Raw genomic sequence first — 12,947 nt, 5'->3', positions numbered from 1 at the left:
GAAGGATTTCGAACCAAAAAGAAGAAATAAAATGTGCCGCCCTGATGGGCGGCATGTTTAAAAAGGCAAGGTACAGATGATTACGTACTTACGTTGAATCGGGAGAGAGTCTTTTAATAGCATCACAATTCGATATTACACAGAGGGAAGATCTGTTTGCACATTTTTATCTTTATAATGTATCACAGTCTTTTTTGATGAGAGGGAACAGAGAGATATATGCAATTTACACAAGATTTTTTCAAACCGGAAATAAGAGAAGAATTTGAAATCCAAGCTATGATGAAACGCGCCTGGGCGGCGCAAATGGAAGTATTGCAGGTGGTTGCAGATATCTGTGAAGAAAATGGTCTGCAGTATTTTGCAGATGGAGGAACCTTATTGGGAGCTGTGAGACATCAGGGGTTTATTCCGTGGGATGATGATATTGATATATGCTTAAAGAGAGAAGATTATAACCGCTTGATCAGTATTTTACAACGACAGTTACCGTATGGCTTTGTGATGTCAGGAATGTACGCTGGGACAGTGCGTCTTAGAATGGCAGCAAATGTGTCACATCTGCGTGTCATAGCGGATGAAACATTGTGGAATTTTAATGATTATATGAAGTATTTTCACGGATTCCCTTATCAGCGCGTGGAAATCGATATTTTTCCATTGGATTATATTCCGGTGGAAGCCAAACTGGCAGATATACAAAAGATTATGATGATACAGGGAATGAATCTTTTAGAAAATTGGACAACACTGGAAAAAGCAGGAAAACTGGAAGAAAGTCTGCAGGAATATGAAAAATTATGTAATGTTAGGATAGACAGACAGAATACGAAAAATGGGCTATGGAAGCTGACAGATGCGATTGCTTCGCTTTGTCATAAAGAAGAGGCAGAATATATAACCAATTATATTTATTGGATAGAGAAAGACAGCTATAAGATGAAAAAAGAATGCTATGATGAGGCAGTTATGCTACAATTTGAGAATATACAGATTCCGGTCCCGGCAATGTATGATGAGGTTTTAAGGGCAGAGTATGGTGGGGACTACATGACACCGGTGCAGGGAGCAGCGGATCATGATTACCCATTTTATGGGCACATGGAGGAGGAACTGAAAAAACAGATAAAAGCGGTTGGCTTTGATGGAAGCGTGGAAGAATTCTGTCAGGAAGTTTCAAGCGGCAGACTATGGGTTTGAGATGAGAAGTGAAAGAAGAGCATATGGCTTACAGAAAATGGTGTGTGGAAAAGTGTGATCAAAATGAACAGAACACACAGTGTGGGCAACTGCATTGTCAGCATTGCCCAACCGTGAATAGTATTTAATCATAAATAATATGCATAGCAATTCTTGATATAAAGATATGCTCATATTTTTTTAAAAGTTCTGAATCGGTAATTGGCTCACCACTGTTAAAAAATCCATATACTGAGTAATTGCCTAATGTAAAACGTCCTTCATCGTCGGCTGGTATAGGGTTGTCAAAAAATATTTCAAAATTCCGTGTGTGTGCAACGGCACAATAAGGATCACCGGGATGAAGTGATTCGGTAATAGCATATTCTCGTTCAGTTTGACCACCAAATATTTTAGGTAATTGCCCATTTATAGGAGCATCACTTTGAGAAATACCTGCCAGTTTACACATGACAGGGAGATAATCTGTAGACGAGATAATCTCGTCAGTGCAACACGGATTTAAGTCGCTGCTACGGAACATGAAAGCTACATGAGAACGTTCTTTTGACAAGAAAGGCTTATCAGATGGAACTAAATATCCCTGTCCATGGTCAGCAAAAAGACTGATTAGAATTTCTGTGTTTTTATAATTGTTTTCAATATAAGAATATAATAATTCCAATAACGTGTCTATATAAGTTACCATTTTTTTGTAAGTTTCTGATTTGTTTTCACTGTAACTTTGTTTGACAGAGGTTTTACTTTGTTTCTCGTAAGTACGATATTTAAGTGCAAGATTATTTTGCATGGCAGGAGACAGATCAAGCTCATCTGCTACATCATGCAAATCGCCAATACACATCCATAAATAGTGATCGGTATCTTTAAATGCCTCCAAATGTTCAATTATATTTATTATTTCCTGTTCGGCACGCGCACCTAATAATTGATGTTGATAAATGTATTGATCAATACCTCTTGTATATCCACATGAATAAGTAGAGCGCCAGTCTCCATCTAGTTTACTGGTAAAATATCCCTGCTCCTTAAAATATTCAGACAGAGTTGGGAAATCGTAAGGAAGCTCATTGTTTAAATTATTGTGAAATAACATATGATTTAATGTGTCCAAACCAGTTTCATATGAGGCTAAACTTGGGAAAGTCCACTCAGCAGTGCTGTACGCTTGAGAGCATATTATACCCTTGGAAAAGAAACGGTAAGTATTTGGCATGCGTTCTTTTAAATGTGAACCTTGAATAATTTCTTGAGTGAGTCCGTCGACAAAGAGACTTAAAACTAATTTTTTACGTTTGGAACTGTGTCCAAGTGCAATTGGTTCTCCATAATAGGCTTTATTGGAAGAATTAATGTGAACACGATTAGGTATTCGATAATAATTAAAATGCTGTGGTATCCTTTGCAGTATCGTATATGTAATATCACCATTTTGAATTTTATGAATGGTGTTTGGAGTCTCGACAGCTATTGGAAGAAGGTATTCTTTGGCATTACCATTGATATATGAGGACACCCCATATTCATGAAATTTTAAAAATTCCCCCTGGTTATATACGAGACTCATGTTGTGGATTTGCTTGGTAACATAATGGGTTGGATTGCGATAGATGCCAATATACCTTGCTTCAGTATCGGATACGTAATACTTGTTACCGATTACATAGTTATTTGGATCACGGGGGGCAGAGTCATTTTTCCCCCAAATTGTTTCCCGGCGTTCAAAAAATGCTGCTATATCAAGCAAACCCTTTAAATCCTTTTTTTCAGTATATTCATCAATAAGTATTTTAAGTTGAGAACTCAAAATGCTTATTTGAGTATTTGCATCAGTTCGGATATCATTCCAGTCTGCGTTGAAATAATCAAATAAAAAAGCACAGATCTCATAATTTTTTAATGCAGGTAAAGTCATATTCTGAGCCTGATAAATACTTGCTTGGTAATAATAGCATTCATAACTGGTTGGAAATTTACGGAGACAGTCTGTTATAATATTTTGAGCCTGTTCATATTGCTTAATTGTAAGAAAATAAATACATTGATAAAAATAAAAATCTCGGTCATATGGATAAATGAGATGTAAATCCTGTAAGAGTGTTTCTACTAAATTCATATTAGAGTGCTGCAAAGCAGATTCAATGAGGTCTTTATCTGGTTGTTTCATTGTACAATAGCCTCCTATCTGTTATAATTGTATCATAAAGTAAAATTACAGAAAAGGCTTATTTGCATATAGGAGACGATATGTTAAAGTTAAAACAGGATAAATTATTGGATGAAGAAGCACTTACAGTAATTTGTGAAGCACTTCATGTTAACAACCAAGATATTACAGATATAGATATTATGAAAAAGGGAATGACGAATCGGTCATTTACATTTCGATGTAAAGGCAAACGTTATATGATACGAATTTCAGGAGTTGGTACAGAAAAACTGATTGATCGGTGTCAGGAAAAAGAGGTATATGAAGCAATCCGTGATATGGATATTTGTGATCCGGTCATTTATATAGATTCTGAAAAAGGATATAAAATATCGGAGTTTTTGGAAAATTCGCGGGTATGTGATCCGATGAATGGTTTGGATGTAAAAAGAAGCATGGAATGCCTGAAAAGATTTCATGACAAAAAGTTAGCTGTCGGCCATACGTTTGATCTTTTTGGTCAGATTGAAAAGTATGAGTTGCTTCGGGGAAATTCAAAATCTGTCTATGCAGACTATGAAAAAACAAAGAGGGATGTTTACTGGTTAAAATCATTTATTGATCGCAATATAGAAGAAAAGGTACTGACACATATTGATGCAGTTCCAGATAATTTCTTGTTTGTAAAAGATGAGTACGGAAAAGAACAGATTAAGTTGATTGATTGGGAATATGCAGGAATGCAGGATCCACATGTGGATATCGCTATGTTTGGTATTTATTCATTATATGACAGAGAACATATGGAACAATTGATTGATGCTTATTTTCCAGAGGGCTGTTCGAAAAGAATCAGAACAAAGATTTATTGTTATATTGCAGTGGGTGGTCTTTTGTGGAGTAATTGGTGTGAATATAAAGAAAAATTGGGAAATAGTTTTATGGAGTATGCAACCCATCAGTATCAGTATGCAAAAGAGTATTCTTATATTGCACTGTTGAAATTGCAGGAAATGGAGAGAACATTACATGCATAAAGTAGAACGTGCCATAATCCTGGCAGCCGGAATAGGAAAAAGAATGAACCCCGTTACATTAGGAACGCCCAAACCTTTGGTAAAGGTAAATGGAGTTAGAATGATTGATACGATAATAAAGGCACTGTATCAGAATGATATTACAGAGATTTATATTGTAGTAGGATATTTAAAAGAGCAATTTTGTGAGATACGGAAGGAGTATCAGGGGATAACATTGATTGAGAATCCATATTATGCAACATGCAATAACATTTCATCATTGTATGTTGCGCGGAAATATCTTGAAAATGCAATTATTCTAGATGGAGATCAGATCATATGTAATGAGAGAATTTTGATATCGGAGTTTTGCCGGTCGGGGTATAATAGTGTATGGACATTTGAAGAGACGGATGAGTGGCTTCAGACAGTGAAAGATGGAATTGTGACAGCTTGTAGCAGAGTTGGGGGGGGATGTGGATGGCAACTGTATAGCATTTCGCGTTGGACAGCTGAGGATGGAAGAAAACTAAAAAAACATCTGGAACTCGAGTTTGAACAAAAGCACAACACACAAATATATTGGGATGATATTGTTATGTTCTGTCATTCACAGGAGTATCAGCTTGGTATTTTTGAAATGCAGCCAGATGATGTGATAGAGATAGATAGTTTAGAAGAGCTGATAAGCATAGATAATAACTATGTGAAATATAGGGAAAAGGGACTAGCATGAAAAAAAAAGAACGTGAACAAATTGATTGGTTAATTACAATCGTGCCATTTTTATTAATCATTAGTTTATTCGTATTATTTATCATATTGCCAGAGCAATCTAATTATATTCTTGGTCGGATACGATTTTTCTTAGGAGATACTTTTGGAAGTTATTATATTATGATAGGGATAGTTTTTTTTTGTGTTTCCATCTATCTTGCGGGCTCAAAATATGGAAATATTATTTTGGGAACACAGGGAGAAAAACCTAAAAATTCTTTTTTTTCATGGGGAGCAATGATGTTTACCTGCGGATTGGCAGCAGACATTTTATTTTATTCTTTTTCAGAATGGATGATGTATGCATCAGATCCACATATCATAGAACTAGGAAACATTCAGAAATGGGCTGGTATATATCCACTGTTTCATTGGAGTTTTATTCCATGGAGTTTTTATTTGGTGCTTGCAGTGGCATTTGGTTTTATGTTACATGTTCGAAATAGAGAACGTCAAAAATATTCAGAAGCATGCAGACCAATATTAGGAAAACAAACCGATGGCATTGGTGGAAGAATGATAGATCTATTGGCAGTATTTGCATTGATTGCTGGTACAGCAACAACATTTGGTATTGCCACACCGCTTATATCAGAAATTTTAACGGATGTTTTTCAGATACAGTTAGAGCGTACAGCCTTGAACTTGATCATTCTGATTATCACATGTTTAATTTATACATATTCTTTACTTCATGGATTTCATGGAATCAGTTTCCTTGCAAAAATCTGCATTTACATGTTTTTCGGAATCTTATTGTATGTATTATTATTTGGTGGAAAAACCCGATATATTATTGAAAGTGGGATATCTTCTTTGGGTATCATGATGCAGAATTTCATAAGTTTAGCTACTGATACAGACCCGTTAAGGACATCTTATTTTCCTCAGAATTGGACAATTTATTATTGGGCTTATTGGATGGTATGGTGTGTAGCTTCCCCGTTTTTTATTGGAAGAATTTCAAAGGGCAGGAGCATACGGCAGGTAATTCTGGGTGGATATATGTTTGGTGCGGGGTCTACTATGGTAAGCTTTATCGTTTTAGGAAATTATTCAATGGAAATGCAGATGTCTGGGACGGTAGATTATGTGGGTGAATATAATCGGACAGGAGATTTATATCATATAATCGTAAGCATTATTAAAACACTTCCGGGTGCAACAATAGTACTGTTGGCAGTGGTATTTACGATGATTGCATTTTATGCGACATCATTTGATTCAATTGCATTGATAGCTTCTTGTTATAGCTATCGTAAATTGGATGGGCAGAAGCAGCCACATAAAGTTGTGCAGCTGATATGGTGTATTTTATTGATTCTGTTTCCGATTGCTTTGTTATTCACAAATAGTTCTATGAGTAACCTGCAATCGGTAAGCATTATTGCAGCATTTCCAATTGGTATGGTAATGATTTTGATTGTAATAAGTTTCTTTAAAGACGTTGAGAAGTATAAAAAAGATCTTGACAATAGTCAAAAGCAAACAAAATAAATTGAAAATGAAATATTTGATTAGCTGGAAGAGGAAGAAAAATAATGGTGACAAGATGTGTTATGAAAAATGACAAGAAGGAAAAGATATGGGATTTATTTGACCAAAAAGAAAATGCAAATGATATACAAACAATGATTTTAGAATATGAAAATGAATTTTCTGATGACATGGATATCTTTCTGATGAAAATGTGCCTTTTTATCTATGAGAATAAAATACAGGCAGCAATTGAAATCGGAAAACAGGCATTAAGAAAGAACCCATATTTATTAGAAATCCATCTTAAACTGGCAGAAGCATATAAGGATCAATCAAAGTATATTGAAGCGTATAAGCATTATTGTATATCCAAATTATTAGCGTCATTTGCAGGAGAAGAGAAAATATGCAGAGATTGCGAATTATTAGCAAAAGGTTCGTTAGAACAGTTGGAAGAACTAATCACTTATTTACCTGATGAACAGAAGATATATTTGTCTCAAAAAATGATACCAGCATTTCTTGGTTATGAAAAAAATCAATTTGGATATAATGAGCGGCGTTTTAGGACGTTTGAGCATATTGGTGGCGATTATTATTATGAGAGTGAAGAAGTAAAAAAATATGTTGGAATGTATCATAGACCTAGGCATGTAATAAATGAACTGGATGCAGTGCACTGGAAAATAGAATTTCAGGAAGTTGTAGAGGCAAATTACTTGAAACTCCCTGATACAGAGAAAAAATGGATTGTTCCAGTAGCGGTGGAAAAAAATACTACCCATTGGTTTGAAACAGATAATGGGAAAATGCCAGTTATTCAGCGAGACATTAAAAGCTTTTATTATTATAGAGTCGGAGGCGGCAGGGAAATAATATCTTCGGATATATGTTATTGGGGAAATCCAATACCGATTAAAAGTGATAAAAATAAGAAAAGATTGGTGTTAAGTATATTTGTTGATGGTCTGGCACAGGTATTGTTGACAGCAGATAAATTTGCACGCCTAATGCCTAATACTGCAAAATTTTTCAAAAATGGAATGGTTTGTAAACAGGCTTACAGTTCTGGGGAATGGACATATCCGAGTATAGCGGGAGTTATGTCAGGACTTGCAACAACCCAACATATGATGTTTCATAATGAAATTGATTGGAAACTTCCAAATTCAGTTAAAACACTGATGGAATATTTTCATGAGTCGGGATACTATACATCTGCTTTTTCAGGCGATTGGAGAATAATCCCATCATATGGGTACGCAAGGGGATGTGACCGATTTATTTATCAATTGCAACACGCAGGGTTTTCAGTCGAAAAAATGATTGGCGGTGTTATCAATGAAATAGATGCATTAAAAGAGATTAATCAGTTTGTGTGGGTATCGTTAGGGGATTTACATGATGTTGCTGATGAAATGGAATTACCAACCAGCGTGCAGACGCATTTGAAAATAGAAGATCGCGTATGCGAAACAGGAAGCGAGACATCTGTAAAGCAAAAATATGATATGGCTAAAAAAATTCAATATGAACAGATGTTACAATATATGGATCGTTATTTGGGAATGTTATTTTCATATTTAGAGAATACATATGAAGAAAATGAACTTATAGTGGCATTGTTTTCAGACCATGGACAAGGATTTTTGATACCGGAGGATGGGCAGTTTTTAGGACCGGAAAGAACAAATATAGCATTTATGTTTCGAAATGGACAACTTAAAGGTGAAACAGAGGAAGTTATGTCATCTTTGGATTATACGGCAATTTTATGTAAGATGGCGGGAATAGCATATTGTGAACAGGGGGTTGAGGGACGAACTCCAAGAATATTTGGTGGAAGTGGAAGAAGATGGGCGTTAACAGAGAGTTTACATCCAAAAGATTATTATAGAGCGGCACTGGTAAGTGAAAAGTATCGATTTTATTTTTGCAACCCGATTCCGGTTGGATATGATGGAAGATTTGAGATTGGAGATTATTCAATTTGTCTTACAGATAAAGAAGGAAGAAATGTTAATGATGAAGATGTTGAGAAGGAATGCTTAGATATTATTATGAGGCAGATAGTAAATCTGCGTATTTATTAAATGGCGCGTTGAGATTTGATGTATAATGGGAGAGAGAACTATGAAACGAAATATATTGTTAAATCCGGGACCGGCTACGACAACTGATACAGTAAAACAGGCACAGGTAGTGCCGGATATCTGCCCGAGGGAACAGGAATTTGTTGAAATTATGAAGCAGATACGAAAAGATTTAGTTAAAATTGTGCATGGAGATGAGCAGGATGATACAGCTGTATTGTTTTGTGGTTCAGGTACGATTTCTATGGATGTCTGTTTAAATTCATTATTGCCGGAAGAGAAGAAAATTCTGATCATTAATAATGGGGCGTATAGTTCAAGAGCGGTAGAGATATGTGAATATTATGGAATGCCATTCATTAATCTGGAGTGCCCAATAGATGAAAGACCATCATTAGAGTTGATAGAACAGGTGCTAAAAGAAAATAAGGATATAGCGCTTGTATATACAACACACAATGAAACAGGAACAGGTATCTTGAATCCGGTGCGGGAGATCGGAGCACTGGTACATCGGTATGGAGCAGTTTTTGTGGTAGATACTACATCGACATATGCGATGAGACCGATTGATATGAAGAAGGATAATATTGACTTCTGTATGGCATCTGCGCAAAAAGGATTAATGGCGATGACGGGTGTATCATTTGTGATTGGCAATAAAAGCATAATAGAGGGTTCAAAAAATTATCCAAAACGTTCCTATTATTGCAATTTGTATTTACAATATGACTATTTCGAAAAACATGGAGAAATGCACTTTACACCGCCTGTACAGACAGTTTATGCAATGCGTCAGGCAATAGCAGAGTATTTTGCGGAAGGAGAGCAGGAAAAGTGGAAGCGCCATACCAGAGTGTATGATGCATTGTACAGTGGCCTTGAGCGACTGGGTTTTCAGAATGTGATAAAGAAGGAATGGCAGGCGGGACTGGTGGTTGCAGTGAAATATCCGGATGATCCAAACTGGAGTTTTTCTGCCATCCATGATTTCTGCTACGAGAGAGGTTTTACCATTTATCCGGGTAAAATTAATAATACGGAGACATTTCGCTTATGTGCGTTAGGTGCTATTGACGAAGCTGATATTGAAGATTTCTTTGAAGTATTTGAAGAAGGATTAAAGCAGATGGGAGTTTCTCTGCCAGTGCATTACCAGAAATGAAGAACGGATATTTAAAATATGTTAAAAGAAAAAGATGAGATAGCTATTTTAATGGCTGCAGGATTAGGTACAAGAATGCGTCCGTTGACAGAGCAGATTCCTAAGCCACTTGTTCCTGTTATGGGAACACCTCTGATAGAAACGGTTATTTGCGCTTTAGAACGGCGGGGAATAAAAAGAATATATGTTGTTGTTGGTTATTTAAAAGAACAATTCTCTTATTTGTTGGAAAAATATGATAACTTAGAGATTGTTGAAAATAAGGAATATTTGAAAAAAAACAATATTTCGTCATTGTATGCAGTGAGAGACATTCTTGGAAGTTCAGATTGTTTTATTTGTGAAGCTGATTTGTATGTGCCCGATGATAATATTTTTTTGAGACAATATTCAACTTCGTGCTATTTTGGGAAAATGGTAGAGGGCTATTCTTCGGACTGGGTATTCGATGTGCAAAATGGTAATATTACAAGAGTAGGAAAAGGTGGCACAGATACATATAACATGGCAGGTATTTCTTATTGGAAGAGGGCAGATGCGTTAATCATAAAAAAAGCAATTGAAGCATCATATCAGAAACCGGGACATGAGAAATTATTTTGGGATGAGATTGTTGATCAGGAATTAAAACGTTTAAAGGTTCAGGTAGAGGAAATATCACCGGAAAGTGTAATAGAAGTTGATACACTGGAGGAATTGAGCCAGCTGGATTCGAGGTATAAGATATGTTAGTAACAGATTTTGTGGAGCAAATAAAAAAAATAGGAATAAAAACATTAGCCGGGGTACCAGATTCTGCATTAAAGCCTTTTTGTGATTATATCAATGGGGCAGGGAAAAATGAATTTGAACATTATGTGCCGGTAAATGAAGGGGCAGCTGTTGGCATTGCAATTGGGAATTATTTAGCAACTGGAGTGCCGGTCTGCGTTTATATGCAGAATAGCGGGCTGGGAAATATAGTAAATCCAATTACATCGCTTGCTAATAAAGATGTATATGGAATACCAATGTTATTATTAGTGGGATGGCGCGGTGAGCCAGGAACAAAAGATGAACCTCAGCATAAATATATGGGGAAAATAACGGAAGACTTACTGCGTGTGCTGGGAATCGAATATATAGTGTTGGAAAAGGAACTTTCTATGCAGGAAATAATGTGTAGTTTTGACAGAGCAGCACAGGTGCTAAAGGAAGGAAAACAGTTTGCATTTATTTTGAAAAGAGATTTTCTACAGAATAATAACAGTAGTGATTATAAAAACAATAATAGTTTAGTAAGAGAAGATGCAATAGCGACAATAATAAAAACGCTGGATGAAAGTGATGTCGTCATTTCTACAACAGGAAAGATTTCAAGAGAAGTATATGAGCAGAGTAATAGAATAAAAGGGAGTCATGCACAGGATTTTCTGACGGTAGGCGGAATGGGACATGCATCTATGATCGCACTTGGAATGGCTCATAAATTAGAGAAAAAAAGGGTGTATTGTCTGGATGGAGATGGAGCGGTGCTTATGCATATGGGAAGTATGGCATATATAGCAAAACAGAAACCGCAAAATTTGATCCATATTTGTCTGAATAATGATGCGCATGAATCGGTAGGAGGAATGCCAACTGGTTGTGTGGGATTAAGCTATGCGGATATTGCCGGGACCGTTGGGTATGAAAGGGTGTATTGCGTGGATAAGCAGCAGGATTTAACAAAGGTGTTGAGTGACATAAAAAAGAAAAGGAATCTTACATTCATTGAGATAAAGGTGGCAATGCAATCGAGGGCAGATCTGGGGAGACCAAAGGAAACTGCAGAAGAAAATAAAAATAATTTTATGAAATATCATGGGGTTGGCTTATGAAAAAAGTATATGCTTGTTTTTGCACGGACGTAATACATGAAGGACATCTGAATATTATTCGGGAAGCAAAAAAATATGGAAAATTGATTGCAGGTGTATTGAGTGACACGGCAATGATTCGATATAACCGCTTTCCGACGGTATCATTTGAAGATCGAAAAAAAATGTTAGAACAGATACCGGAAGTGGATGAGGTGGTCGTCCAGGATGAGGTAATGTATGGTTCCATTTTAGAAAAAATAAAACCAGATTATGTTATACATGGTGACAATTGGCTAAATGATCCAATGGAAGTGATCCGGGATAATGTCATTGAAAATCTGAAAAAATGGGGAGGCCAGTTAATAGAAATCCCATATACATATAATGAGCAGGTAAGGAATATTGAAGCTGTTATGCGGGAAAGGACTGCTATGCCGGAATATCGTAGAAAACGGTTACGGCAATTATTACAGTTATGTCCAATAGTAAAGACACTGGAAGTGCATAGTGGTCTGACAGGATTGATAGCGGAAAAGACAATTGTGGCCAATAACGGTGAGATTGATCAATTTGATGCAATGTGGTTATCAAGTCTGTGTGATTCGACAGCGAAAGGAAAACCTGATATTGAACTGGTAGACATGTCATCCAGACTTCGTACGGTGGATGACGTGTTGGAGGTTACAACGAAGCCAATCATATTAGATGGGGATACCGGTGGTATGATTGAGCATTTTGTATACAACGTAAGAACATTAGAACGTGTAGGGGTCTCAGCAGTTATTATCGAGGATAAGACGGGACTCAAGAAAAACTCTTTGTTTGGAACAGAGGTAGAGCAGACACAGGATAGTATAGAAAACTTTACTGCAAAAATCAGAGCGGGGAAACGTGCGCAGCGTACAAAAGATTTTATGATTATTGCACGGATTGAGAGCCTTATTTTAGAAAAGGGATTAGAGGATGCACTTGTGAGAGCATTTGCATATGTGGACGCAGGTGCAGACGGCATTATGATTCACAGTAGAAAAAAAACTCCTGATGAAATATTTGCGTTTTGTGACAGATTTCGTGAAAAAGATAAAATTACTCCCCTGGTCGTTGTGCCGACCTCTTATAATGAGACATATGAAAGTGAACTACAACAGCATGGAATTAATATTGTAATATAGTAAGTACGTAATCATCTGTACCTTGCCTTTAAAAAAAACATGCCGCCCATCA

At 36.3% G+C, this 12,947-nt stretch carries 11 protein-coding genes; 10 read left to right on the top strand and 1 reads right to left on the bottom strand.

All coding sequences use genetic code 11. The annotated features are described in order from the left end of the window. Window positions 1-116: 116 nt before the first annotated feature. Together DW650_RS20695 and DW650_RS18640 are read left to right on the top strand one after the other, a co-directional pair. The gene (locus DW650_RS20695) at window positions 117-269 is read left to right on the top strand and encodes a glycosyltransferase (protein WP_334294429.1); all 153 of its coding nucleotides are present in this window, start codon (window positions 117-119) and stop codon (window positions 267-269) included. Further along, window positions 220-1,200 carry a LicD family protein gene (locus tag DW650_RS18640; protein ID WP_118210809.1) on the top strand — a complete coding sequence of 327 codons (981 nt, stop codon included), beginning with the start codon at window positions 220-222 and terminating at the stop codon, window positions 1,198-1,200. Before DW650_RS20695 ends, DW650_RS18640 begins: the two co-directional genes overlap by 50 nt. 124 nt (window positions 1,201-1,324) lie before the next feature. On the opposite strand, the gene DW650_RS18635 is transcribed toward DW650_RS18640, so the two are convergent. Continuing rightward, window positions 1,325-3,367 carry a sulfatase-like hydrolase/transferase gene (locus tag DW650_RS18635; RefSeq protein ID WP_118210808.1) on the bottom strand — a complete coding sequence of 681 codons (2,043 nt, stop codon included), beginning with the start codon at window positions 3,365-3,367 and terminating at the stop codon, window positions 1,325-1,327. An 80-nt stretch (window positions 3,368-3,447) separates the two neighbouring features. On the opposite strand from DW650_RS18635, the gene DW650_RS18630 reads away from it, so the two are divergent. From DW650_RS18630 to aepX, 8 genes are all read left to right on the top strand, one after another. After that, a complete protein-coding gene (locus tag DW650_RS18630; protein ID WP_118210807.1) occupies window positions 3,448-4,386 on the top strand; it encodes a choline/ethanolamine kinase family protein in 939 nt (312 codons plus the stop codon). Next, complete coding sequence (locus DW650_RS18625) at window positions 4,379-5,104, top strand: NTP transferase domain-containing protein (protein WP_118210806.1); 726 nt, start codon at window positions 4,379-4,381, stop codon at window positions 5,102-5,104. The genes DW650_RS18630 and DW650_RS18625 overlap by 8 nt, the downstream gene beginning before the upstream one ends. Continuing rightward, window positions 5,101-6,642: a BCCT family transporter gene (locus DW650_RS18620; RefSeq protein ID WP_118210805.1), complete on the top strand. Its 1,542-nt coding sequence runs from the start codon at window positions 5,101-5,103 to the stop codon at window positions 6,640-6,642. The genes DW650_RS18625 and DW650_RS18620 overlap by 4 nt, the downstream gene beginning before the upstream one ends. A 62-nt stretch (window positions 6,643-6,704) precedes the next feature. Further along, window positions 6,705-8,717 (top strand): sulfatase-like hydrolase/transferase, encoded by a 2,013-nt coding sequence (locus DW650_RS18615; protein WP_158576243.1) that lies wholly within the window; start codon window positions 6,705-6,707, stop codon window positions 8,715-8,717. 40 nt (window positions 8,718-8,757) lie between these two features. Then, window positions 8,758-9,882: a 2-aminoethylphosphonate aminotransferase gene (locus DW650_RS18610; RefSeq protein ID WP_118210803.1), complete on the top strand. Its 1,125-nt coding sequence runs from the start codon at window positions 8,758-8,760 to the stop codon at window positions 9,880-9,882. Window positions 9,883-9,900: 18 nt separating this feature from the next. Then, complete coding sequence (locus tag DW650_RS18605; RefSeq protein ID WP_199654322.1) at window positions 9,901-10,614, top strand: sugar phosphate nucleotidyltransferase; 714 nt, start codon at window positions 9,901-9,903, stop codon at window positions 10,612-10,614. After that, a complete protein-coding gene (aepY, locus tag DW650_RS18600) occupies window positions 10,608-11,741 on the top strand; it encodes a phosphonopyruvate decarboxylase (protein ID WP_118210802.1) in 1,134 nt (377 codons plus the stop codon). Before DW650_RS18605 ends, aepY begins: the two co-directional genes overlap by 7 nt. Then, on the top strand, window positions 11,738-12,895 hold the full coding sequence (aepX, locus tag DW650_RS18595) for a phosphoenolpyruvate mutase (RefSeq protein ID WP_118210801.1): 1,158 nt from the start codon (window positions 11,738-11,740) through the stop codon (window positions 12,893-12,895). Before aepY ends, aepX begins: the two co-directional genes overlap by 4 nt. The last annotated feature ends 52 nt before the right edge of the window (window positions 12,896-12,947 follow it).

The organism is Roseburia sp. AM23-20, assembly GCF_003470905.1.
Classification (GTDB): domain Bacteria; phylum Bacillota; class Clostridia; order Lachnospirales; family Lachnospiraceae; genus Roseburia; species Roseburia rectibacter.
The sequence above is the reverse complement of the archived record's forward strand: the minus strand, read 5'-3'. Positions and strand labels throughout refer to the sequence as shown.